A 23780-nucleotide genomic window follows, 5' to 3' on the forward strand; every position below is an offset into this window, starting at 1 on the left:
ACCGAAGGAAGTTCCGCCGTGCGTGCATTGATCGTGCTCGTCTCGCTTGCGCTCCTGGCCACCGCATGTGGCCGAACCGACACGGCGGCACCCGCACCGCCGTCCGACACCACCCGGGGGACCAGCTACCCACTGACCCTGCAGAACTGCGGGGTGCAGGTCACCTTCGAGCATGCGCCGCGGCGTGCGGTCTCGCTGTATCAGGCCTCGACCGAGATCCTGTTGTCGCTGGGACTGGCCGACCGGATGGTGGGCACCTCGACCTGGTTCGACCCGGTGCTTCCCGCACTGGCCGCCGACAACGCCCGGGTACCGCGGCTGGCGGACAACGATCCGGGCCTGGAGGCCGTCCTCGACCTGGAGCCCGACCTGATCACCTCGGCGAGCGCACACACCTTCACCCCGGCGGTGGCCGGCGAACGGGCCCGGCTCGCCGAACTGGGCATCCCCACCTACCAGTCACCGTCGGTGTGTACCGACGCGGTGGTCGAGGGTGAGACCGTCACCCGTACCGGTCCGCTGGAAATGAGCACGTTGTTCCGTGAAATCACGGAGTTGGCACAAATTTTCGATGTTCAGGACCGTGGCGTTGCGCTGGTCGACCAGCTCAGGAAACGATTGGCCGACGTTCCGGAGGACGCGCAGCAGGATGTCACCGTGGCCTTCTGGTTCGCCGGTTTACGGACCCCGTACCTGGCCGGGTGCTGCTCTGCCCCGGGCCTGTATGCGCGCGAGATCGGCGCTACCAACGTCTTCGCCGACGCCCGCGAGGATTGGCCCGAGATCAGCTGGGAGGCGCTGGCCGACCGCGATCCGGACGTGCTGGTGCTTGCGGACCTGAGTCGCAAACGGATCGACGGCGACGCACTGCACACCAAGATCGAATTCTTGGAATCCGATCCGGTGACCCGCAACATGTCGGCGGTGCGTGACCGGCGCTACGTGGTGCTGACCGGCTCCGAACTGGATCCGGGTATCCGGCAGATCGACGCCGTCGAGAAACTCGCCGAAGCATTGGCCGGCTTTTCCCAGACGGGGGAGACCGAATGATCGCGCGCCGAATCCTCGCTGCGGCAGCGATTCTGACGCTGGCCGGCTGCGGCCAGTCCGGCATCGAGGCCGATCGACCGGATGTCACGCCGGGCTTCCCGCTCACCGTGCACAATTGCGGGCGCGACGTGGTGATCGACGCGCCACCACAACGGGCCGTGTCCCTGAACCAGGGCTCCACCGAGGTCCTGCTGTCACTGGGGCTGGCGGACCGGATGGTGGGCACCGCGACGTGGACGGACCCGGTCCGTGCGAACCTCGCCGAGGCCAACGCAACCGTGCCGCGACTCGCGGTCGACAAACCGGCACTGGAAACCGTGCTGGACGCCCAACCCGACTTCGTGTCGGCGTCGTTCAGCGGGACTCTCGGTCCCGGGGGTGTCGCCGACCGGGACCAGTTCGAGGCGCTGGGCGTGCCCAGCTACCTTGCGCCGAGCGATTGTGTCGGCAAGGTGTCGGTCAATTCGGACGGCGTGCGCACCGAACCGCTGAAGATGGACGCGATCTACGACGAAATCCGGGACCTGGCACGCATATTCGATGTCAGCGAACGCGGGGAGGCGCTGATCGGCGAGCTGCAGCAGCGGATGGAGACCAATCGCATCAGCGCGGATGCCGACTTGGCGTTCTGGTTTTCCGACATCCGGGCACCGTACTTCGGGGGTTGCTGCGGGGCACCCGGGGTGATCACCGACACTGTGGGCGCCCGCAACATCTTCGTCGACACCACCGAAGAATGGCCCCAGGTCAGCTGGGAGGTGATCGCGGACCGTGATCCCGATGTGCTGGTTCTGGCCGATCTGAGCAGGCGCACCATCGACGGCGACGCGCTGGCGGCCAAGATCGCCTTCCTGGAGTCGAACCCGGTGACCTCGCGTCTGACCGCTGTCCAGGCGAAGCAGTACGTCGTCGTCAACGGTGCTGATCTCAACCCGTCGATCCGCACCGTCGACGGGGCCGAGAAGCTGGCCGACGGCCTGCGCCGACTCGGGTTCGGCTCCGACCGTTGATCACCCGTACGCGGTCGTTGCTCGTGCTCTGGGTGGTGGGCTTGGCGCTGCTGGTCATCTCGGCGGCCGTGGCGATCACCATCGGCCCGGCGGCGCTGTCGGTGCGCGACGTCTACGGCGTCGTCGGCGAGCGTCTGGGCGCCGGGTCGTCGGGCGCCAGCCGGATTCAGGATGGCATCGTCTGGCAGTTGCGTCTGCCGCGGGTGTTGCTCGCGGCGGTGTGCGGGGCCGGGTTGGCGCTGAGCGGGGCGATCCTGCAATCGTTGCTGCGCAATCCGTTGGCTGACCCGTTCGTCCTCGGGGTGTCCTCGGGTGCATCCACCGGGGCCGTGCTGATCGCGGTGCTCGGGGTCGGCGCGGGGACGCTGACGCTGTCCGGCGGCGCGTTCGTCGGCGCGGTGATGTCCTTCGGGGTGGTGCTGCTGCTGGCCTACGCCGCGGGCGGCGGCACCGACCGGGTGGTGCTGGCCGGGGTGGCCGCGACGCAACTCTTCTCGGCGTTGACCTCGTTCATCGTGCTGTCCTCGGCCGACGCCGAGCAGACGCGCGGAGTGCTGTTCTGGTTGCTCGGCTCGCTGGCCGGGGTGTCCTGGTCCGACGTGGCGGTCTGCAGCGCAGTCGTCGCGGTCGGACTGGTCTGCTGCCTGGGATATGCACGTGCCCTGGACGCGTTCGCGTTCGGCGACGAGGCAGCCGCGGCGCTGGGGGTGTCGGTGCGGCGGGCGCGGATCGTGCTGTTGGTGCTGACTGCATTGATCACAGCTGCGCTGGTCAGCGCGGCCGGGGCGATCGGGTTCGTCGGTCTGGTGTTGCCCCACGCCGCGCGTTTCGTGGTGGGGCCTGCACACGTCCGTCTGCTCCCGACCGTGGTCATCTTCGGCGCGGTGTTCATGGTGTGGGTGGACACTTTGGCCCGCACCGTGTTCGCGCCCCAGGAGCTGCCCACCGGGGTGGTGACCGCGCTGCTGGGTGTCCCGGCGTTCGCGTTGATCCTGTTGCGCCGCCGGGGGGTCCCGTCGTGAGCCTTCATGCGCGAGACGTCAGATGGGCCAGGTCCGGCCGGCTGGTACTCGACGGTGTCACGGTGGCCCCGAAACCGGGAGCAACCGTGGGCCTGCTCGGACCGAACGGATCCGGCAAGTCGTCGCTGTTGAAACTCCTTGCCGGAGTGGACCGCCCCGATGGGGGCACCGTTCACCTCGATGGGTCACCGGTGGCGGCGATGCCGCGCCGCAGCGTCGCGCGGCGGGTGGCCATGGTCGCCCAGCACAACGAGACGGACCTACACATCACGGTGCGCGACGTGGTGCGGCTCGGTCGGATTCCGTACACGCCCATGCTGGGCGGGGACCGCGACGGCACCAGGATCGTCGATGCGGCGCTGACCGCGACCGGTCTCGACGGCATGTCGGACCGGCACTGGCACACGCTCTCCGGCGGCGAGCGGCAGCGTGTCCAGATCGCCAGAGCCCTCGCGCAGGAGCCCGAGCATCTGCTGCTCGACGAACCGACGAACCATCTCGACATCGCCCACCAACTGGAGATCCTGGCCCTGGTCCGGCAACTGGACGTCACCACGGTGGTGGCCCTGCACGACCTGAACCTGGCCGCGATGTTCTGCGATCACCTCGTGGTGCTGGCAGGTGGCGCCGTCGTCGCCGCCGGCGTCCCGGGACAGGTGCTGACCGAGGATCTGATCGCCGAGGTGTACGGGGTGCGCTGCCGGGTCAGCGTGGTCGGGGCCGTGCCGCACGTCCGGTTCGAGGACCCCCGGCGCTGATCAGGCGCCGGTGCCCACCACTGCGGCGACCTCGTCGGCCAGCGAGTTGTCGGTGAACGCACCACGGTACTTGGCCGCCGGATGGCGATCCGGCAGCCGGTCACCACGGCCGAGCAGCTTGTGCCGCAACGTGCCCGACTTGTCGGTGGCAATCAGGCCGCGCTCGCGCAACGTCGGGAACAACCGGTCGGCCACCTCCCGGAACGACTGCGGCACGGTGGCGTGGTAGACGTTGATGCCGTCCACCCCGGCCTCGCGCCACTCCTCCAGGCGATCCGCGATCTCCTTCGGGGTGCCCACCACCCGGTTGGCGCCCTCCAGCACCCAGGCCATGTCCCGGATGGTCGGCTCCTCGTTACCGGAAGCCTCTGCCGCCCAACGCTTGAAGCTCTGCACCCCGGTGAACTCGTCGAGTTCGCTGATCGGGGTGTCCAGCGGCAGGTTGCCGGCATCCACGCCGGCGTCGCCGAGGGCGTGCAGTGCGATGCCCTCCAGATCCAGGAACCGTTTGAGCTCGTCGTTGCGGCGGACCGCCTCGGCGTGCGTGTCGCCGATCACGAAGGACAGTCCCTGGGCGAAGGTGATGTCGTGGCGGTCGCGCCCGTTGGCCGCGGCCAATGCCCGGGTCTCGGTGGTCAGCGCGTGCGCCGCCTCCGGGGTCGGACTGCTGATGTAGACGCCCTCGGCGTGGCGGGCCGAGAACAACTGGCCCGCTGGGGAGGAGCCGGCCTGGAACAGCACCGGGGTGCGCTGCGGGGACGGCGAGGTGAAATGCGGCCCCTCCACGCTGTACCGGGCACCGACGTGGTTGATCTTGTGGATCTTGGACGGGTCCGAGTGCAGGCTGCGCTCCTTGTCCTGCACCAACGCATCGTCGTCCCAGGAGCCTTCCCACAGCTTGTAGGCGACATCGACATATTCGTTCGCCCACTCGTAGCGCTGGTCGTGGGCCAGCGTGCCATCATGACCGAAACTGCGGAACATGTTCGCGTTGAAGCTGGTGACGATGTTCCAGCCGAGCCGGCCCTCGGTGTAGTGATCCAGCGAGGACATCCGCCGCGCGAAGTTGAACGGATGGTCCTGCACGATCGAACTGGTGAACACGATGCCGAGGTTCTCGGTCGCCGCGGCCAGGGCCGAGGCCAGCACCGACGGATCGTTGACCGGGATCTGGATCCCGGCCTCGACAGCCTTGCGCCAGTTGCCGTTCCACGGGGCCCGCAGCCCGAACACGTCGGCGAAGAACAACAGGTCATAGCCGGCCTGGTCGACCTCGGCCGCCAGAGACGTCCAGTGCCGCAGCGAGTTGAACTTGTGGTTCTGCGCTTCCGGCGCCCGCCACAACCCGTGCAGCACATGGGATGCGGTGTTCATCACGAACGCCGAGTAGCACAGCGGCTTCTTGGCGGGGGTGCTCATGAGGTGGCGGACGGGGTCTCGGCGTCCTCGGACGCGCCGATCGGGCCCAGCGTGTCGCGGATCAGCGCGTTGTCGGTGGTCTCCAGGAACTCGGCGATCTTCGGATCCTCGAAGGTGGCGATCAGCTTCTGCACGTTCGGGTCGTCGAGGTGCTTGTTGCTGACCACCAGGCCGCCCTCGCTGCCCACCGGGGCGGGATGCCGGTCCAGGATCTGCTCCTCGGTGAGCCCGGAAGCGTACACATCGGAGATGTGCACGACCACGGCGTCGACGTCGGCGAGGCTGCGCGCCAGCTGACCGATCGGCACCTGGATGAACTGGTAGTTCTTCGGATTCGACTCCACGTCACTGAGTTGGGGCAGACCCTTGAGATCGGTCTTGCCCGGCTTGAGGGTGATCTGACCCGCCTCGGCGAGGTCGAGCAGCGCGATCGCCTGCCCGGCCGGATCATCGCGCAGCGCGATCTTGGCGCCGTCGGGCACCTCGCCCCAGCTGTCGTACTTGTCCGAGTAGGTGGCCTGATCCCAGGTGAAGGTCGGCGCGGCCAGGGTCAGCTCGAATCCGTTGGCGGCGATGGCGTCGTTGAGGAACGGCTGGTGCTCGAAGAAGTTGCCCGCCACGTTGCCGGCGTCGACGGCACGGTTGATCTCGATGAGGTTGTCGATCTGGACCGGTTTGATGGTGATGCCGTGATCGGGCGCGACATTCTCGGCGATGAACGCCAGCAGGTTCTCGGCGGCGATATCGGTGCTCCAGGTGGCGACCTCCAGGGTGGTGCCGAACTCCTTGTCCTGGTTGGACACCTGCGCATAGGTGATGCCGCCGGCGACGGCCACCACGGCCACCGCCGCGCCGGCCACCCACGGCCAGCGCTTGCGCTTCTTGATCTCGATGTCGATGGCCGGGTTGTTGTGGTCTGCCATGGGTTTTCCTTCTTCGGGGTGCGGGTCAGCGGGTCAGTGCGCGGACGGCGCGGTCACCGGTGAACTGGACGAGTTGGATGGTGAGGATCAGGGCGATCACCGTGGCGATCATGATGTTGTCGTCAAAGCGGTTGTAGCCGTAGGTGATCGCGAGATGACCGACACCGCCGGCGCCGATCGATCCGGCGATCGCCGAGTACTCGATCATCGCGATGGTGTTGACCGTCAACGCCCCGGCCAGGGCGGGCAGCGCTTCGGACAGTTGCACCGAACGGATAACCTGCACGTGGGACCCGCCGGAGACCAGACCCATATCGGTGACGTCGGATCTCACCTCGCGCAACGCATTCTGCACGAGCCGAGCGAAGAACGGCACGCCGGCCACCGTCATGGGCACGATGGCCGCCGCGATGCCGATCGTGGTCCCGACGATGAACCGCGTCACCGGGATGATGGCGGCCATCAGGATCAGGAACGGCAGGGACCGGCCGATGTTGACGATCGTGTTCAGTGCCGTGAACACCCGCGCGTTCGGGAACAGGCCCAGGTTCGAGGTGTTGTGCAGGACGATTCCGGCCGGGGTGCCGATGAGCACGACGAGCACCATGGTGACGCCGACCATGACCCACGTTTCGCCGTAGGCGGGCAGCAGGAGTTCGGGGACTTTCAGCCACGGCGTGTTGAAGTCCTCGGCAGCCAGATACGTCATGCCGCTGCCCCCGCAGCTCCGGCGGTGGCCTTTTCGACGGGCCGCACGTGCAGGCCGCGTGCGGTGAGGTGCTCGGCGAAACCGGAAGGCGCAGAGGGGGAGATGGCCAGCACGGCCCGCCCCACCGCGACACCGCGGATGGCCTCGACGCTGGCGCTCAGCACGCTCACCTGTGCGTCGGCCAGGCCGGGAGTGGACTGGATCGAGGTCAGCCAGTCCAGCGGGACGTTGCGCGAGGCGTGCGAGACCTCCCAGACCTCACCCGTTCCGTCATGCGGGACACCGGGCCGGTCCGGCAGCAGTTCGTGCGCCAGCGCGGAGGTCGGGTTCAGGATGATGTCCTGCACCGAACCGCTCTCGATGATGCGGCCGTCCTCGATCCGTGCCACCGAGTCGGCGATCTCCCGGACCACCTCCATCTCGTGGGTGATGAGGATGATGGACAGACCGAACTCGTCGCGCAGATGGCTGAGCAGACCGAGGATGGACTTCGTGGTGGCCGGATCCAGCCCCGAGGTTGCCTCGTCGGACAGCAGGTTGGACGGGCCGAGCGCCAGCGCCCGGGCGATCCCGACCCGTTGCTTCTGGCCGCCGGAGAGCTGAGCCGGGAAGAACTCGCTGCGATCCGACAGGCCCACCCGCTCAAGCAGTTCGGTGACCCGCTTGCCGACCGAATCCTCGGTGGCGTTGAGGTACCGCAACGGCAGCGCGATGTTCTGGGCGACCGTGCGCCGACGCAACAGCGGGGCGGTCTGGAAGATGACACCCACCCCCCGTCGGGCGGCCAGCAACTCGGCACCGTCGAGACGAGTGAAATCCTTGCCGTCGACACGGACGGTGCCGCTGGAGGGACGTTCCAAGAAACTGACACAGCGAGACAACGTGCTCTTACCGGCGCCACTGGGGCCGACCACGGCGAGGATCTCGCCGCTGCCCACCGACAGCGATATGTCGTCGAGCACGGTGCGGTCACCGAATCGCTTGGTCAGGTTCTCGATCTCGATCACGAAAGGCTCTCTCAGTCGAACGGATGCCCGCCGGGTGCACCGGAGTGCGGGCCACGCAAATCTCACAGCACGGGCGGCGGGTCCGTTCGGCACTACAGCGGGTGAGCGAACCTACGCACCTGTTCAGCGGCCCGACAGCGTAGAAATCGAGCTGATCTGAACTACCGGCCTGCGGGTTCTGCTCGGTCAGGGCTCGACGCGTCCGCCGGTGTCCGGAGCCCGGTGCAAGGATCAGCTGGGTCGGTGACCGCAGTGTTGAATTCGATTGAAAGTGGACGCAATACATGACCGCTCGTCCCAGGTTCGGGGTGTGGGCCAATGTGCACGGCACCATGGCCGCGCTCGGCCACCCCGACGATCCCGTCGACGCCTCCTGGAAGCGGGTCCGCGATCAGGTGCTGCTGGCCGAGCAACTCGGATTCGACACCACCCTGATCGCTCAGCACACCATGAACCCGCTGGGCGAGCAGCTCGACCAACTGGACGCGTGGAGTGCCGCGGCGGCGCTGGCGGCGCTGACCGACCGCATCGAAATCATCGCCGCGATCAAACCGTCGGTCATCCACCCGACGATCCTGGCCAAGCAGGCCCAGGGCATCGAGGAGATCAGCGAAGGCCGGTTCGCCGTCAACGTCGTCAATGCCTGGTGGATCCCGGATCTGGAGCGGTCCGGGATCGGCATGCTGGAGCACGGACAGCGCTACGTCTACGGCGCCGAGTGGCTGCACGTGGTGCGCCGGTTGCTCGCCGGGGAGCGGACGACGTTCGACGGCAAGTACTTCCACATCGACGATTTCGAACTGCACCCGGTCGGCACGCACCGTCCTCGTCCGCGGATCTATCTGGGCGGGGAATCGCAGCCGGCGCGGGATCTGGCCGCGGCCGAGGCCGACGTGCTGTTCCTCAACGGTCAGTCGGCCGAACAGGCCCGCGCATTGATCGACGATGTGCGGCGCCGCCCGCGCCCCGGGCTGGACCCCTTGCGCTTCGGGATGGCGGCGTTCGTGGTGACCGCACCGACCGAGCGCGAGGCCGCCGAGTTGATGCAACAGCACTGGGAACTGCAGCGTGCCGACCAGAGCAGGACGGACGACGTCACCGCCACGTTCGGTCGCGACACCGACCCGGAGTCACCGATGTGGCAGCGGCTACGGGCACTCCCGCACATCGGTCCCAACGGCGGCACCGCGGCCGGGCTCGTCGGCGATTACGACACCGTCGCGCAGCGCATCGTCGACTGGTACGGCGACGGGATCGAGACATTCATGTTGGCATTCCAGCCTTTCGAAGCGGAAATGGAACGTTTCGCCGCCGAGATCGCACCGCGGGTGGACCGGCTGCTGCAACTCCAGGAGGTGGCATCGTGAAATTCCACTGGTACCTGCCCACCCACGGCGATACCTCGACGATCGCCGACAACCGGGTGAGCGCGGCGACCCGGCTGGAGTCACACCTGCAGCCGACGCTGGAGAATCTGACCACGCTGGTCCGTACCGCCGAGGACTTCGGCTTCGAGGCCGCGCTGACGCCGACCGGGTCGCACTGCGAGGACTCCTGGCTGGCCACCGCCGCGCTGGCTCAGCACTCGGAGCGGCTCAAGTTCCTGGTTGCCTTCCGGCCCGGCGCGGCATCCCCGACCCTGGCCGCCCAGCAGGTCAGCACCTACCAGCGGTTCACCGGAAATCGGTTGGCGCTCAACGTCGTCACCGGCGGCGCGGATGACGAGGCACGCCGGTTCGGCGACGACATCGACAAGGCGGCCCGCTACCGGCGTACCGGGGAATTCCTCACCATCGTGCGCGGGACGTGGAGCAACCCGGAGTTCTCCTTCCACGGCGAGTTCTACAACGTCGAGAACGCGCGCACCGCCTACCCGGTCCAGACACCGCCGACGATCTACTTCGGCGGATCCTCCCCGGAGGCCATCGAGATCGCCGCCGAGCACGCCGATGTCTACCTCACCTGGGGGGAGCCGCCCGCGCAGGTGGCCGAGAAGATCGAACGGGTGCGGGCCGCCGCGGCGCGCCGCGGCCGGACCATCCGGTTCGGTCTGCGGATGCACACCGTGGCCCGGCCGACCGAGGAGCAGGCCTGGCAGCGGGCCGAGGAACTGATCGCGGGGCTGAGCCCCGACGAGGTGCGCCGGGCACACGAGCGCTACCGCAACAGCGCCTCGGAGGGGCAGCGGCGAATGGCGGCGCTGACCACCGGTGAACTCGGCGACGCCCGCAGCCTGCAGGTACACCCCGGCCTGTGGGCCGGCCCCAGCCTGTTGCGGGACGGTGCGGGGACGGCCGCGATCGGCAGCTACCAGACGGTGGCCCGGGTGATCGAGGAGTACGGGGGCCTGGGCATCAGCGAGTTCATCCTGTCCGGCTACCCGCAGATCGAGGAGATCCGGTACGTCGGCGAGGGCGTGCTGCCCTTGCTGCGGGTCGCGGCGCCGGTGGCCGTCCCGGTCTGAACACGAGGGCTCGTGCCGCGAGCGTGCGCGGACTCCGTCCATACTGCGGCGTGTCGCCGACCGACACGCACGCTCGCAGGGAAGAGAACTCAGCGCCAGGAGTACTCGGCGCGCAGCCGGGCCGCGACGAGGTCGAACCGGACGCGGTCCAAGATGGCGCCCTCGCGGCGGATGCCGTCCTCGGGCACGTCCAACACCCGGTCCAGCCGCACCCAGCTGGGCCGGCCGTCGTAGTCCCAGCTGCCGGTGCCGATGCCGATCCAATCGGCGTCGTCGGCGTGATGGTCCTGGCTGGAGAGCATGAGGCCGAGCAGCGTGCGATGGTCGCGACCGACCACCAGCACCGGTCGGTCCTTGCCGCGGGTCGGATCGTCCTCGTAGACCACCCAGGTCCAGACGATCTCGCCGGGATCGGCGCGGCCATCCAGGTCGGGGGCGTAGGAGATACTGCGGGCGCGCTGCGCGGTGGGCACGCTCGCGCTGGTCACCGGTCGCCCACTGGGCAGAGCGGTCGGGGGCTGCGCGGCGCTGCCCGCGAGTGCGTCCATGCCGATCTTCAGTCCCTGCTGGATGACCCGCTCCGGGGTCGGAAGTTGGCGGATGAGCTTGGGGGCCTCATTGAACACCAGGTTCTCGGCGAATCTCTGAAACGCCTTCCACTGCGACGCCATGAAAACGAGCATAGGTCCCTCGATTGTGTCGGGCAGGCCCGCAGTCGATACCCTGGGACAACACGATCACGCCAGGACCAGGAGAAACCCAATCAGCACCTTCGCCGACAAGACGTTCACTGCGCCGGCGCAGATACGGAACTTCTGCATCATCGCCCACATCGACCACGGCAAATCGACGTTGGCCGACCGGATGCTGGGTATCACCGGTGTGGTCGCCGACCGCGATATGCGGGCCCAGTACCTGGACCGGATGGACATCGAGCGGGAACGCGGCATCACCATCAAGGCCCAGAACGTGCGCCTGCCCTGGCAGGTCGACGGTGAAGACTATGTGCTGCACCTGATCGACACACCCGGCCACGTCGACTTCACCTACGAGGTGTCGCGCGCTCTGGAGGCCTGTGAGGGTGCGGTGCTGCTGGTGGACGCCGCCCAGGGCATCGAGGCGCAGACGCTGGCCAACCTGTACCTGGCGCTGGACCGCGAACTCACCATCATCCCGGTGCTCAACAAGATCGACCTGCCCGCCGCCGACCCGGACCGCTACGCCGGCGAGATCGCCCACATCATCGGCTGTGAGCCCGAGGATGTGCTGCGCGTGTCCGGCAAGACCGGCGTCGGTGTGCGTGAGCTGCTCGACGAGGTCGTCCGGTTGATCCCGGCACCCGTCGGTGACGCCGACGCCCCCGCCCGGGCGATGATCTTCGACTCCGTCTACGACATCTACCGCGGTGTGGTGACCTACGTCCGCGTGGTCGACGGCAAGCTCAACCCGCGCGAGAAGATCAAGATGATGTCCACCGGCGCCACGCACGAGCTGCTGGAGGTCGGCATCGTCTCCCCGGAGCCCAAGGCCTCCGACGGGCTGGGGGTCGGCGAGGTCGGCTACCTGATCACCGGGGTGAAGGATGTGCGCCAGTCCAAGGTCGGTGACACCGTCACCACGGCGCGCAACGGGGCCACCGAGGCGCTCACCGGCTACCGCGAGCCGCGGCCGATGGTGTACTCGGGGCTGTACCCGGTGGACGGCTCGGACTACCCGGTGCTGCGCGAGGCGCTGGACAAACTGCAGCTCAACGACGCCGCCCTGACCTACGAGCCGGAGACGTCGGTGGCGCTGGGCTTCGGCTTCCGCTGCGGATTCCTCGGGCTGCTGCACATGGAGATCACCCGGGAGCGCCTGGAGCGCGAGTTCAACCTGGACCTGATCTCCACCGCGCCCAACGTGGTCTACCGGGTGGTCAAGGAAGACAACTCGGAAATGATCGTCACCAACCCGTCGGACTGGCCCGAGGGCAAGGTGCGCGCCGTCTACGAACCGGTGGTGAAGACGACGGTCATCGCGCCCAGCGAATTCATCGGCACCATCATGGAGCTGTGCCAGGCCCGCCGCGGTGAGCTCGGCGGTATGGACTACCTGTCCCCGGAACGCGTCGAGCTGCGCTACACCATGCCGCTGGGCGAGATCATCTTCGACTTCTTCGACTCGCTGAAGTCGCGCACCCGCGGCTACGCCAGCCTCGACTACGAGGAGGCCGGCGAGCAGGAGGCCGACCTGGTCAAGGTGGACATCCTGCTGCAGGGCGAGCCGGTCGACGCGTTCAGCGCCATCGTCCACAAGGATGGAGCCAGCGCGTACGGCAACAAGATGACCACCAAACTCAAGGAGCTCATCCCGCGCCAGCAGTTCGAGGTGCCGGTGCAGGCCGCGATCGGGTCGAGAATCATTGCCCGCGAGAACATCCGCGCCATCCGCAAGGACGTCCTCTCCAAGTGCTACGGCGGTGACATCACCCGTAAGCGCAAGCTGCTGGAGAAGCAGAAGGAGGGCAAGAAGCGGATGAAGACGATCGGCCGGGTCGAGGTCCCGCAGGAAGCTTTCGTGGCGGCACTTTCCACGGATGCGGCGGCGGACAAACCAAAGAAGTGACGCCCAGCCCATCATCGGTCACAATTACGCGGTGAACAGTGCCGTTACGCCGCGCGTGCGGCATGCCCGCCGTGCCCTGCTTGCCACGGCGATCGGATGCGCGCTGCTGACCGGATGTTCCAGTACGGTCACCGGCCAGGCGGTCCGCGACGACAACGCGGCCCCCGCCGACGCGGCGCCGCTGCGCGAGAATCAACTCGACGATGTGTTGCTGTCCATCGAGGACATCAACGAGATCATGGGTTCGGACACCATGGAGGTCACCGGCGAACTCGACCGGATGGTGGACCACTCCGGTGACGTATCCGAACCCGATTGCCTCGGTTCGATTTTCGGTGCGGAGGAACCGGTCTACGGGGACAGTGGTTACACCGCGGTGCGAGACCAGGTGTCGCGCGAACCCGACGAGGACAACGCGCACTGGGTGGAACAGACCGCCGTGCTCTACCCCTCGGCGGCCCGGGCGCAGCGGTTCTTCGGCAATGCCGAGTCGGCCTGGGAGGCGTGCGGTGGGACGTCGATCGACATCAGTGACGGCGCCGACAGCTATACCTGGCAGATCGAGGACCTGGCCGTCACCGACGGGGCGCTGACGCAGATCACCACCCAGGACGACGCCGATGGCTGGGAGTGCCAGCACGCCCTGTCCACGGTCACCAACATCGTGGTGGAGGCCTGGGCGTGCAGCTACGGCGCCGGGGACGAGGCGGCCGACATCGCCGCCCGAATGGTCGACAACGCGGCCGGGTAGCCACCGTCGAACTTTCGGCCGTGTACCGGGATTGAGTTCTCCCCGTTTTTAACCCCTCCCAGACGACGGCCGCGTCAGTACCGTCATCGCGGTGACTCGTGAAGTGCACCTGCTGGCTTTCGGTAACACCCGGTCGGCGGGCCCCTGGCGCCATCCCGACCTCGACAACAGCACCGCGGGTGTGCGCCGACGTCTCATCCGGCACGCCCAGAACGCCGAAGCCGGAACGTTCGATGCCCTGTTCTTTGCCGACGGCCTGAATTATGGGCCGCCGGCCACCTGGGCCTACAAGACCACCGAGGATTTCGAACCGCTGACCGCGACCGCGGCGCTGTCCTCGGTCACCGAGCGGATCGGCCTGGTGGTCACCGGGTCGGCGACTCTGCAGCACCCCTATCACCTTGCCCGCCAGCTTCTTTCGCTGGACCATCTCAGTCTCGGTCGAGCCGGCTGGAACCTGGTCACCAGCTTTGCCGCGGCGGCCGCGGACAACTTCAGCGCCCGGGGAGTGGTGGAGCACGACGAACGCTATCGGATCGCCGAAGAGGCGATCGAGGTGGTCAAGAAGCTGTGGGATTCCTGGTCCGCGGACACCATCGTCGAGGACCGTGCCAGCGGAGTCTTCAACGATGTCAGCAAGATCGTGGTGCCCGACCACCATGGCCGGTACTTCGACGTGAAGGGTCCGATCGGAGCGGCCCGTTCGGCACAGGGCCGGCCGGTCATCTTCCAGGCCGGATCGTCGAGTACCGGCCGGACCTTTGCGGCCGCCCACGCCGAGGTCATCTTCACCAGTCACGCAAACATCGCTCGCGGGCGCGAGTTCTACCAGCAGGTCCACGCGCAGTCCCGGGCACTCGGCCGGGCCAGGCCACCGTTGATCACGCCGTCGCTGCGGTATGTCATCGGGTCCACCGAGGACGAGGCCCGCCGGGCCGAACGCGAGGAATACCACTACTTCAGCCCGGAGTACCAGGCCGGCTGGCTGCTGGAGGTCGATGTCGACGTCACCGGTGCCGATCTGGACGGCCCGGTGCCCGCGTCGGCGTTCCCGGAGAGCACCGAGACCCATCAGACGGCCCTGGCCGGCTACCGCGCGCTGGCCGCGGACGGCAATCCGACCGTCCGGGAGTTCTTGTACAAGACCGTCAACGGTTGGGGTGCCGCCGTCGTCGGCACGCCGGAGCGCATCGCCGACGAGATCGAGGACTGGTTCGTCAACGGTGCCGCCGACGGGTTCGTGCTGCGCGACAGCGGGCTGCCGGGCCAGGAGGAGCTGTTCGTGGAGCAGGTGGTTCCGGTGCTGCGCAAGCGCGGTCTCTTCCGGCACGAGTACGCGGGCAGCACGTTGCGCTCGCATCTGGGACTGGAGGTGCCTGGGTGATGACACCGTTCGTTCTGGCCGCGTTCACCATGTCCACCGTGTCGCACGGCAACTTCGGTCTGTGGCGGCACCCGGCCGACCAGACCGCCCGGTACACCGACATCCGTTACTGGGTCGAGCTGGCCGAGCTGTTGGACGCTGGGGGGTTCGATGCGCTGTTCATCGCCGACGCCGTCGGGCAACTCGACGTATATGGCGGTGACGCGAATGCGGCGCTCACCCGCGCGGTTCAGACACCGGTGACCGACCCCTTGCTGGCGGTTTCGGCGATGGCCGCGGCCACAACCCATCTGGGTTTCGGTATCACCGTGTCGACCACATACGAGAGTCCCTACCTGCTGGCACGCAAGTTCAGCACACTGGACCATCTGACCGGTGGGCGGATCGGCTGGAACATCGTCACCTCGCTGCTGGACAGCGCTGCCCGCAATATCATCGGCCGCGACCGCCAGATCCCGCACGACGAGCGCTACGCCATCGCCCAGGAGTTCCTGGAAGTCACCTACAAACTGTGGGAGGGGTCCTGGGAGAGCGACGCGGTGCGGCGGGACCTGGCCCGTGGCGTCTTCACCGACGCGTCGAAGGTGCACGCGATCGGCCACGAGGGCAAGTACTTCAGCGTGCCCGGGGCGCACCTTGTCGAGCCCTCGCCGCAGCGCACCCCGGTGCTGTTCCAGGCCGGGACCTCCACTGCGGGGCGCGAGTTCGCGGCGCGCAACGCTGAACTCGTCTTCGCCGGCGATCCGCGCCCCGATGTGCTGCGCGCCAACATCGAGGACATCCGGCGGCGGGCCGTCGGTCACGGTCGCGGCCCGGACTCGATCAAATTCCTGACGTCGGTCGAAATCGTCACCGACAGTACGGATTCGGCTGCTCACGCCAAGAAGGCCGAACTGGCCGAGTACCACGATCTCGAAGGTGGCCTGGTGCTGCTGTCCGCGCTCAGCGGGGTGGACTGGTCCGAGTACGGGGTGGACCGGCCCATCGAGCAGTTCGACACCGACGCCAGCCGATCCATCCTGGCCGCCGTGCAGGATGCCGACGACCGTCACCGGATCACGTTGCGTGACTACGTCGGTGGGCTCGGTGGTTTCGGCGGGCAGTTATTCGTCGGCTCTGCCCGCACGGTAGCCGAGGATCTGGAGACCTATGCCGAGCGCACCGGTGTCGACGGATTCAACATCACCTACCACGTGACACCGGGAAGCTTCGCCGATGTCGCCGAGTATCTGATTCCCGAACTGCGCCGGCGGGGCCGAGCCCGTGAAGTCGGCGAGGTGACCACGTTGCGGGAGCGGTTGTTCTCGGGGTCGGCACTGTTGCCCGACGACCATCCGGGGGCCGGCTTCCGGTTGGCAAAAGAATCGCGTCGATCCGATAGCTGACGGTTGAGAACGTTCTCAGGCAGTGTTATCGACACATCAACTTATCGTTAAATGACTGCGCTTCACATGATTTGGTGACGCGCAGGGCAGGAGGGCGGCATCATGGCCACACCGAATCAGGTCCGGCCGGAGGGCCGGCTCTCATCATCGGCCGAAGGGTACGGCCTGGAACGTGACGCACTCGGCTTCTGGGGGGTATTCGCCCAGGGGTTGGCCGCGGCGGCGCCCAGCGTGGCGGTGGCCTCGGTGCCGTTCATGCTCTTCCTGGCAGCCGGCAAGGGCGCGGCGTGGGCGGTGATCATCGGTCTGGTGATCGTAATCCTGATTGCCACCACCATCAGCTTCCAGGCCAAACGGACGGTGTCCTCGGGCTCGCTGGGCACCTACACCGGCAACGGCCTGGGCCCCGGCTTCGCCTATGCCGCCGGCTTCAGTCTGCTGGTCGGCTACATCGGCTTCGCGGTCACGGGAACCCTCGGCGGTGTGCTGTACCTGGACTCCTTCCTGGAATCCTTCGGCGTGGGATCGCAGGCCACCTGGTTCAAGCTGATACTGGTCGTGCTCATCGTGGGGGTCGGGATCTACCTGCCCTACCGGGGTGCCTCACTTGCCGCGCGCTACGAACTGATCTTCGAGATTGTCGCCGTGGCAACGATCCTCGTCATCATCGTCGCCTCCTACGCCACTTACGGCTGGCGGATCGACTGGGAGCAGTGGGATCTCGGCCACCTGACCAGCAGTACGACTTTCATCGCCGCGGTGTCGGCGGTGGGTTCCTACGCCGGCTTCGAGAGCGTCGCTTCCCTCGGTGCCGAGGCCAAGGACGCGCACCGCACCATCGCCCGATCGCTGTTGCGGGTGGTGCTCCTGCTCGGCGTGCTCTACATCATCGCCACGTACCCTCAGGTGCTGTTCTTCGACGGAATCAACGGTGACGAAGCCGTGCTGCCGCAGCTCGCCGAATCCAGCGGGGTGCCGTGGATCAACCACGTCATGAGCGGTGCGGTGGCCATCGCGTTCATCGTCTTCGTCACCGCCGTCACCACCGCCGCGGCCCGCTCCTTGTTCACCTTCGCCCATGAGGGCGCGCTGCCCAAGGTGTTCGCCAAGGTGCACCCTGAGCACCGCACCCCTTGGGTCGGCATCGTGTTCATCGGTGTGCTGGCATTCATCTTCGCGGTGGTGGCCACCGTCAGTTCGGCCGGCCGGCTGGTCTTCGAGGTCTACGGCGGCTACGTCGCCACCTGGGGCTTCCTGATCAGCTACCTGCTCGTGGTGATCGCCACGCCGATCTGGCTCTACAAGATCAAGGCCTTGACCCCGTTGCGGTTCATCACCTCGGCCGCTGCGACACTGGCCCTCGGATACGTGATCTTCAGCAACTTCTACCCGGTGCCGGAGTTCCCGTTCAACATCCTGCCGTTCATCTTCGGCGGCATCCTGCTGATCGGTCTGCTCTGGTACTGGTTCCTGAAACTCACCAACCCCGAGGTCGCCAAGCGCGTAGGCACCATCCAGACCCTGTCGGAGTCCGAGCAGCAGAGATTGGTCGACGCGGGCATCGTCGATGTGCTGGCCCACCAAGATGGTGCAGATCCCGACAACGACGGTGGTGCGCAGACCAGACGGGACAGGGAACCGGTCGCCCCGTGACACATCGCTTCAGCACGGAGGACTCATGACGCTCGTACAGGACAGCGCCCTGGCCCGCTGGACCATCCACCCGGCGACCCCACTGCACCACCCGCAGATCGCGGATTTCCTGGCCACCACGGCGGGTATCGCCGGACGCAAGTTCGCCGCGGACTCCCGTGACATCGCCGAACAGCTTGCCGGCGCATTCCCGGACGCCGTGCACCTGATGCTGGACAAGTCGGGACGGGTCCGCGGCTATGCGGTCCTGCACCGGCCGCACGGCCTGGAACCGGAGGTGGTCGCGGAGTTTCTTTTCGACCCCGCCGCACCGGCACGGGTGCTCGGCGACGTCGTCGCCGGGACCGTCGAACGGTTTCGGGCCGAAGCCGCGTCGATCCCGGGCGCCTATCTGCGCACCTTCATCGGTACCGACCAGCAGTCGGCCATCGATGCGCTGATCGGGCACGGTGCGCGGCAGGAGGGGCAGTTCATCCGCACCCGCAAGGACCTCTCCGGAGAAGACACCGAAGAACTCGAGGCCCTCCGTATCGACGGGCTGGCGCTGTTGAGTTGGCCCGAGGTGATCGAACGCGGACTCCTCGAACAGGTGCGCCAACTGCAATTCGACACCTTCCAGGAGCACTTCGGCAACATGTCGAAGACACCGGAAATCTTCGCACAACACATCGAAAGCCGTTCTTTCACACCTGATTTCAGCATCGCAGTGGTGGACGGCGGCGGCGCGGCAGTGGGGTACGTGCTGGGGTCGACCTACACCTATATCAACCAGGGCGTGGAGGAGCGCAGCGCGCACACCGACTACATCGGTGTGCGCAGGGATCTGCGCAGGCACGGGATCGCGGAGTTCCTGCTGCGAAAGGTCTGGTCGGCCGCATTGCGGCGCGGTTTGAGCCTGGCGTCGCTGGGCACCGACATACACAACCGCAGCAATGCCCACGTCCTCTACGAACGGCTCGGCTACCGGGCCGTCGAGCACCAGTTCGCCTACCGTATCGATGCACCGACAGGAACCGAATGAGCACCGCGACCAACTATCTGGATACCCCGACCGCAGACCTCGGTGAGCTTCGGGCGCACTTCGAGCCGGTCTTCGCCAAGGTCGCCGAGGGGAATCTGGAACGCGAACGCGATCGTGTCTTCCCGCGCGAGCAGGTCAGGCTGCTCAACGAGGCCGCCTTCGGCACGTTGCGCATCCCGGCCGAGCGTGGGGGATTCGGGGCCTCGTTGCAGCAGGTGTTCCTGCTGCTGGCCGACCTGGGTACCGCAGACGCCAACGTCGCCCACATCTGGCGTAACCACTTGGCCTTCGTCGAGGACCGGCTCAACGCGCCGGTGTCCCCGGCCAACGGTGTGTGGATCACCCGCTTTCTCGACGGTCAGTTCATCGGGGGAGGGTGGACCGAGGCCAACAACGTCACGCTGGCCAACCTGGTCACCACGGTGGCCACCGACGGGGATCACTACGCCGTCACCGGGGCCAAGTTCTACGCCACCGGCAGCCTGTATGCGGACTGGCTGGACGTCCTGGGGCGCGGCGACGACGGCGAGTTGCTGACCGCACTGGTGCGGGCCGACGACCCCGGCGTCACCCTGGTGGATGACTGGGACGGTTTCGGGCAGCGCACCACCGCCAGCGGTACGGCTCGCTATGACAAGGCCCGCGCCGATCGCGGCGACGTCTTCCCGGCGGCGGAACGTTTTCCCTACCAGGGCCACTTCTACCAGACCGCGATGCTGTCGGTGCTGACCGGCATCACCCGGGCTGCCCTGCGGGACGGTTCGAGTGCACTGAGCGGCCGCAAGCGCAATTATCCGCAGGGTCTGGCCGAGGTGCCATCGGACGATGCACAGCTGCTGGCGGTGATCGGGGAGGTGTCCGCGGACGCCTTCGCCGCCGAAGCGGCACTCACCCAGGCCGGCGCGGCGCTGGACCGGATCCACGGCGATGCGCAGGAGGTCAGACGACGCCTTGTCGACGCCGAAGTGGCCGTGACCCAGGCGCAGCTGGTCATCATCGCGGCCGCGCTGCGGGCCACCACCACCGTGTTCGATGCGCTCGGCGCCTCCGGAGTGTCCGAGCAGCGCGGGTTGGACCGGCACTGGCGCAATGCGCGTACCCTTGCGTCGCACAACCCGCGGGTCTACAAGGCGCGCATCCTCGGAGACTACCTGATCAATGGCAAGGACCCGGTGTCGAACCTGGCCGCGCTGGGCCGCGGCGGGCAGGGGAACTAGACCGGCTGCCATCGCGCCGTTAGGGTGCGGTCCGTGACCGAGCAGGACCGCACCCGCTGGGACGCGGCGTACGCCGCGCGTGCCGTCGCGTCCGCGCCGGCGGTGCCTGCCGTTTTCGGCGGCTATGAAGACGTGTTCCCGCGCCACGGCAGCGCACTCGAGATCGCCTGCGGTGACGGTTCGGCGGCAGTATGGCTGGCGCAGCGCGGGCTCGACGTACACGGTGTCGACGTTTCCGCCGTGGCCATCGGGCAGGCCCGTGCGCTGGCCGAACAACACGGTGTCACAGTGCGTTTCGATGCAGTCGATCTCGATGGCGGGCTACCGCCCGGCGGTCCGGCCGATCTGGTGCTGTGTCACAAGTTTCGTGATCCCGGCCTCTATGCCACGTTGCCCGCCCGCCTGAAGCCCGGCGGGCTGTTGGCGATCTGTGTGCTCAGCGAAGTCGGTGCCGCACCCGGTCGGTTCCGGGCAGTGCCGGGTGAATTGCCTGCGGCCTTCGCGGAACTCGGTGCGCTGGCAGCGGGGGAGGGGGAGGGCCAGGCCTGGTTGCTTGCCCGCCGCCGGTGACCGCGCATCGAGTTCCGAGCAGACGGGTATCGGGCGATGCCTAACCCGTCACCGCGATATTGGTGATATCGCCGCTGTTGCCCAGCGACTGCCAGGTCCAGTTGGTGACCCTGTCCGAGGTGGGTACCGACTTGACCCGCTCGATCAGCGGGAACCAGGCCAGGTCCTCGGTGGCGATCCTGTTGGCTTCCTGCCAGTCAGCCTTCGGGTCCTGGGCGGCGAACGCCCGTGTCACGGCGGCATTGAGCGCCGGGTTGTCGTAGGTCACGCCATTCCAGGTGCCACCCGGGGCGAACTCCGAATCCAGCCAGCCGCCGAGCGTCATGCGGGCGCTGTTGCCTTGCCAGTCCGGGGTCCAGTTGGTGATCGCCACATCCCACTGGTCGAGCTTGGAGGTATCGGCCAGGAACGAGCTGAAGGCACCCCAACCGTCACCGGGGATGGGGGTTAGCTTGACGTCGATTCCGGCTCGGGCGGCCGCGGTTTGCACCGACGTGGCGATCTTCTCGAACTCCGGGGTGTTGCGGTAGGCCACGTTGACACTCAGATCGGATTCGCCGGCCTCGGCGAGCAGCGTCTTCGCCTTCTCCGGGTCACCCTTGTCTTCCGGTGTCGGATAGGGGTTCTCGTTGTTGTAGCCGACGATCGTGGAGGTCAGGATCTCATTGCTGGGGATGGCCGAATCCGGGCCGCCGAGGCCGCGCACCACATCAGCCCTGTTCAGCGCGTAATTGAAGGCCTGCCGGACCTTCAGATCCTTGAACGCCTCCTGGGCCGGCGTCTTCGGCTCGGCCGGGTTGTTCCAGCTGATGAAGATGGCCGATCCACTCGCCGATTTGTGCAGGTGTTCGGGATCGGTCTGCTTGTACTGGGCGATCACGTTCGCCGGGTACGCGCGGACGTAGAGGCCGATGTCGGCGGTCCCGGTCTGCAGCTGCTGGGACGCGGCGTCCGCGGAGGCCACCGTGGTGTCGAAGACGATCTTGTCGGCGTAGGCCTTTCGCGGATCCCCCTCGGCGTTGTAGTCAGCAACCTTGGCCAGGGTCAGCTGGCGGCCGGGATCATAGGATTCGATGAAGTACGGGCCGCTGGAGACATAGTTCTTACGGAAATCCAGACTGTCGGCGAAGTACTTCGAGACCACTTCCTCAGGCAGCGGGGTGACGAAGTTCAGCGTCAAAATGTCGAGGATATCGCTTGCCGGCTGGGTCAGCGTGAGTTGTAAGGTTCTGTCGTCCAAGGCTTTCAGGCCCCGGATCTCATGTGTATCGATGAAGTCCTTGACTGCGACCAGATCTCCGGTGGGTACCTTGGCGAACTCGTCGGCGTACTCGGTGAATCCGTCGAAAAGGGCGTTGTAGTAGGTGATGGCGCTCACCTGGGCGTTGGGATCCGGGAAACGCTTGACGGCGTAGACGAAGTCGTGCGCGGTGATGGGGCGGGTGCTGGCACCCGAGAACTTGATACCGTCCCGTAAGTGGAAGGTGTACGTCTTCCGGTCCGGGCTGATATCCCAGCTCTCGGCGAGGTCGGGCACGACCTCGGTGTCCGCGCCGATGCTCTCCTTGTTGCCGGGGTAGGTCACCAGCTGGCGGGTGGTGGCGCGGATGACCTGCCAGGACTCGGCGGAGTAGGCGATCAGCGGATCGAGTGCGTCGACATCGCCCACCGAGGCGACCTTCAGTGTGCCGCCGGACAATTGGGTCGGGTCACCGGGCGGTGCCTGCTCGCCGTCGGTGCTGCATCCGGCAAGTGCCAGCATGGCAGCCGCCGCGATCGCGGCGATACTCCGTTTGGACGTTCTCACAGTGGGTGCTCCTCGTTGTGTGTGTGGCGGTGGGGGTTATTTGCCGCTGCGGGCGTGGGTGATGATGTCGACGACCGATGTCGCCACGACGAAGATGACCGCGCCCAGCAGGGTGCAACCGATGACGACCGGTGCGTCGCCGTTGTTGGCGGCACTGACCGCCAGTCGCCCGATCCCGTCGAGGCCGAAGATCTGCTCGGTGATGATGGCGCCGCCCAGGATCGAGGCGAACTCGATTGCGCCGAGGGTGAGGATTGGATTGAGCGCGGCCGACAGCGCGTGGTTGAAGTACACACCGCCCGGGCCGACACCCTTGGCGCGTGCCGTGCGGATGTAGTCCTTGCCGGCGACCTCGAGCACCGAGGCGCGCACCACCCTCTGGAACAGGCCCACCTGGGCGATCACCAAGGTGAGCCACGGCAGCAGCAGATGCCGGGCCCATTCGGTCGGTGACGTCGTCAGCGGTACGTACCCTCCGCTGGGGAAGAACTTCACCCCGGCCAGCGAGAGCTGGTAGTAGCAGACGAACAACAGGATGACACCGGTGACGAAGGTCGGGACGGACAAGAACAGGTAGGAGATACCGGAGGTGACGGTGTCGAACCAGCCGCCGGGGCGCCGAGCCGCGTACACCCCGAACAGCACCGACAGTGCCACCCAGGCGATCAACGCGCCGACCGCGAGGCTCACCGTGACGGGCAGCTTCTCCAGGATGAGTCCGGTGACCGGTCGTTGCTCACGGTAGGAATAGCCGAGGCTCGGCGGCCAGTTCAGCAGCCCGCTCGCGGTGCCCTTGATGTCGGGGCCGCGCACGGTGTAGTACCAGAGCTGCACATACCAGGGGTCGTCGAGGCGGAGGCTACGGGTGATCGCATCGACGGTCTCCTGAGAGGCGTTCTCGGGAGCGAGCATTCGGCCCGGGTTCTGATAAGCGACCTTGGTGAGCCCGAAGGTGATCAGAACGACCGCCAACACGGTCAGCGCCATCCGCGAGAGCCTCCAGGCAACGAAGCGGGTCTGCGTCAT

Annotated in this window: 21 protein-coding genes; 14 read left to right on the forward strand and 7 right to left on the reverse strand. The window is 67.1% G+C overall.

Features of this window, described 5'->3' with window-relative positions:
• The first annotated feature begins 18 nt into the window (after positions 1–18).
• The 4 genes from V4U86_RS09145 to V4U86_RS09160 are packed head-to-tail and all read left to right on the forward strand — an operon-like array spanning position 19 to position 3840.
• Positions 19–1050: an ABC transporter substrate-binding protein gene (locus V4U86_RS09145; RefSeq protein ID WP_395310928.1), complete on the forward strand. Its 1032-nt coding sequence runs from the start codon at positions 19–21 to the stop codon at positions 1048–1050.
• Complete coding sequence (locus V4U86_RS09150; RefSeq protein WP_395310929.1) at positions 1047–2060, forward strand: ABC transporter substrate-binding protein; 1014 nt, start codon at positions 1047–1049, stop codon at positions 2058–2060. The genes V4U86_RS09145 and V4U86_RS09150 overlap by 4 nt, the downstream gene beginning before the upstream one ends.
• The gene (locus V4U86_RS09155) at positions 2057–3082 is read left to right on the forward strand and encodes a FecCD family ABC transporter permease (RefSeq protein WP_395310930.1); all 1026 of its coding nucleotides are present in this window, start codon (positions 2057–2059) and stop codon (positions 3080–3082) included. The genes V4U86_RS09150 and V4U86_RS09155 overlap by 4 nt, the downstream gene beginning before the upstream one ends.
• Positions 3079–3840 carry an ABC transporter ATP-binding protein gene (locus tag V4U86_RS09160; protein WP_395310931.1) on the forward strand — a complete coding sequence of 254 codons (762 nt, stop codon included), beginning with the start codon at positions 3079–3081 and terminating at the stop codon, positions 3838–3840. The genes V4U86_RS09155 and V4U86_RS09160 overlap by 4 nt, the downstream gene beginning before the upstream one ends.
• Here V4U86_RS09160 and V4U86_RS09165 read toward each other — a convergent pair whose 3' ends face one another.
• Genes V4U86_RS09165 through V4U86_RS09180 form a run of 4 tightly spaced genes read right to left on the reverse strand, consistent with a single transcriptional unit; the run spans position 3841 to position 7898 of the window.
• Complete coding sequence (locus V4U86_RS09165) at positions 3841–5259, reverse strand: NtaA/DmoA family FMN-dependent monooxygenase (RefSeq protein WP_395310932.1); 1419 nt, start codon at positions 5257–5259, stop codon at positions 3841–3843.
• Positions 5256–6182 (reverse strand): MetQ/NlpA family ABC transporter substrate-binding protein, encoded by a 927-nt coding sequence (locus tag V4U86_RS09170; protein WP_395310933.1) that lies wholly within the window; start codon positions 6180–6182, stop codon positions 5256–5258. Before V4U86_RS09170 ends, V4U86_RS09165 begins: the two co-directional genes overlap by 4 nt.
• A gap of 25 nt (positions 6183–6207) precedes the next feature.
• On the reverse strand, positions 6208–6891 hold the full coding sequence (locus tag V4U86_RS09175; RefSeq protein ID WP_395310934.1) for a methionine ABC transporter permease: 684 nt from the start codon (positions 6889–6891) through the stop codon (positions 6208–6210).
• On the reverse strand, positions 6888–7898 hold the full coding sequence (locus tag V4U86_RS09180) for a methionine ABC transporter ATP-binding protein (protein WP_395310935.1): 1011 nt from the start codon (positions 7896–7898) through the stop codon (positions 6888–6890). The genes V4U86_RS09175 and V4U86_RS09180 overlap by 4 nt, the downstream gene beginning before the upstream one ends.
• Positions 7899–8182: 284 nt before the next feature.
• On the opposite strand from V4U86_RS09180, the gene V4U86_RS09185 reads away from it, so the two are divergent.
• Together V4U86_RS09185 and V4U86_RS09190 are read left to right on the forward strand one after the other, a co-directional pair.
• Positions 8183–9265, forward strand: coding sequence for an LLM class flavin-dependent oxidoreductase (locus tag V4U86_RS09185; RefSeq protein ID WP_395310936.1), 1083 nt, complete (start codon positions 8183–8185; stop codon positions 9263–9265).
• Positions 9262–10362, forward strand: coding sequence for an LLM class flavin-dependent oxidoreductase (locus tag V4U86_RS09190; protein ID WP_395310937.1), 1101 nt, complete (start codon positions 9262–9264; stop codon positions 10360–10362). Before V4U86_RS09185 ends, V4U86_RS09190 begins: the two co-directional genes overlap by 4 nt.
• 89 nt (positions 10363–10451) lie before the next feature.
• Here the strand turns inward: V4U86_RS09190 and V4U86_RS09195 are convergent, their stop codons facing one another.
• Complete coding sequence (locus tag V4U86_RS09195; protein WP_395310938.1) at positions 10452–11033, reverse strand: type II toxin-antitoxin system PemK/MazF family toxin; 582 nt, start codon at positions 11031–11033, stop codon at positions 10452–10454.
• Between V4U86_RS09195 and lepA the strand changes: the two genes are divergently transcribed.
• The 8 genes from lepA to V4U86_RS09235 all read left to right on the forward strand — a co-directional run bounded on the left by lepA (position 11032) and on the right by V4U86_RS09235 (position 20947).
• A complete protein-coding gene (gene lepA, locus V4U86_RS09200; RefSeq protein WP_395310939.1) occupies positions 11032–12966 on the forward strand; it encodes a translation elongation factor 4 in 1935 nt (644 codons plus the stop codon). The genes V4U86_RS09195 and lepA overlap by 2 nt on opposite strands.
• Before the next feature lie 31 nt (positions 12967–12997).
• Entirely contained in the window at positions 12998–13717 is a 720-nt protein-coding gene (locus V4U86_RS09205) for a sensor domain-containing protein (protein WP_395310940.1), read from the forward strand.
• A gap of 91 nt (positions 13718–13808) precedes the next feature.
• Entirely contained in the window at positions 13809–15101 is a 1293-nt protein-coding gene (locus V4U86_RS09210; RefSeq protein ID WP_395310941.1) for an NtaA/DmoA family FMN-dependent monooxygenase, read from the forward strand.
• The gene (locus V4U86_RS09215) at positions 15098–16486 is read left to right on the forward strand and encodes an LLM class flavin-dependent oxidoreductase (protein ID WP_395310942.1); all 1389 of its coding nucleotides are present in this window, start codon (positions 15098–15100) and stop codon (positions 16484–16486) included. Before V4U86_RS09210 ends, V4U86_RS09215 begins: the two co-directional genes overlap by 4 nt.
• Before the next feature lie 99 nt (positions 16487–16585).
• Positions 16586–18139, forward strand: coding sequence for an APC family permease (locus V4U86_RS09220; RefSeq protein WP_395311974.1), 1554 nt, complete (start codon positions 16586–16588; stop codon positions 18137–18139).
• Between the two features lie 25 nt (positions 18140–18164).
• Positions 18165–19160 (forward strand): GNAT family N-acetyltransferase, encoded by a 996-nt coding sequence (locus V4U86_RS09225; RefSeq protein ID WP_395310943.1) that lies wholly within the window; start codon positions 18165–18167, stop codon positions 19158–19160.
• Complete coding sequence (locus V4U86_RS09230) at positions 19157–20377, forward strand: acyl-CoA dehydrogenase (protein WP_395310944.1); 1221 nt, start codon at positions 19157–19159, stop codon at positions 20375–20377. The genes V4U86_RS09225 and V4U86_RS09230 overlap by 4 nt, the downstream gene beginning before the upstream one ends.
• Before the next feature lie 33 nt (positions 20378–20410).
• The gene (locus V4U86_RS09235; RefSeq protein WP_395310945.1) at positions 20411–20947 is read left to right on the forward strand and encodes a class I SAM-dependent methyltransferase; all 537 of its coding nucleotides are present in this window, start codon (positions 20411–20413) and stop codon (positions 20945–20947) included.
• A gap of 40 nt (positions 20948–20987) precedes the next feature.
• On the opposite strand, the gene V4U86_RS09240 is transcribed toward V4U86_RS09235, so the two are convergent.
• Both V4U86_RS09240 and V4U86_RS09245 read right to left on the reverse strand, forming a co-directional pair.
• The gene (locus V4U86_RS09240) at positions 20988–22754 is read right to left on the reverse strand and encodes an ABC transporter substrate-binding protein (RefSeq protein WP_395310946.1); all 1767 of its coding nucleotides are present in this window, start codon (positions 22752–22754) and stop codon (positions 20988–20990) included.
• A 36-nt stretch (positions 22755–22790) separates the two neighbouring features.
• Positions 22791–23780, reverse strand: a complete 990-nt coding sequence (locus V4U86_RS09245) for an ABC transporter permease (protein ID WP_395310947.1) — start codon at positions 23778–23780, stop codon at positions 22791–22793.

The sequence above is a fragment of the Mycobacterium sp. AMU20-3851 genome (genome assembly GCF_043974665.1).
In the GTDB taxonomy this organism is placed as follows: domain Bacteria; phylum Actinomycetota; class Actinomycetes; order Mycobacteriales; family Mycobacteriaceae; genus Mycobacterium.

Coding starts and splice junctions, on each gene's coding strand:
- V4U86_RS09165 (WP_395310932.1), bottom strand. CDS start 5,259: ATGAGCACCCCCGCCAAGAAGCCGCTGTGCTACTCGGCGTTCGTGATG.
- V4U86_RS09195 (WP_395310938.1), bottom strand. CDS start 11,033: ATGGCGTCGCAGTGGAAGGCGTTTCAGAGATTCGCCGAGAACCTGGTG.
- V4U86_RS09185 (WP_395310936.1), top strand. CDS start 8,183: ATGACCGCTCGTCCCAGGTTCGGGGTGTGGGCCAATGTGCACGGCACC.
- V4U86_RS09175 (WP_395310934.1), bottom strand. CDS start 6,891: ATGACGTATCTGGCTGCCGAGGACTTCAACACGCCGTGGCTGAAAGTC.
- V4U86_RS09150 (WP_395310929.1), top strand. CDS start 1,047: ATGATCGCGCGCCGAATCCTCGCTGCGGCAGCGATTCTGACGCTGGCC.
- lepA (WP_395310939.1), top strand. CDS start 11,032: ATGAAAACGAGCATAGGTCCCTCGATTGTGTCGGGCAGGCCCGCAGTC.
- V4U86_RS09245 (WP_395310947.1), bottom strand. CDS start 23,780: ATGACGCAGACCCGCTTCGTTGCCTGGAGGCTCTCGCGGATGGCGCTG.
- V4U86_RS09230 (WP_395310944.1), top strand. CDS start 19,157: ATGAGCACCGCGACCAACTATCTGGATACCCCGACCGCAGACCTCGGT.
- V4U86_RS09170 (WP_395310933.1), bottom strand. CDS start 6,182: ATGGCAGACCACAACAACCCGGCCATCGACATCGAGATCAAGAAGCGC.
- V4U86_RS09225 (WP_395310943.1), top strand. CDS start 18,165: ATGACGCTCGTACAGGACAGCGCCCTGGCCCGCTGGACCATCCACCCG.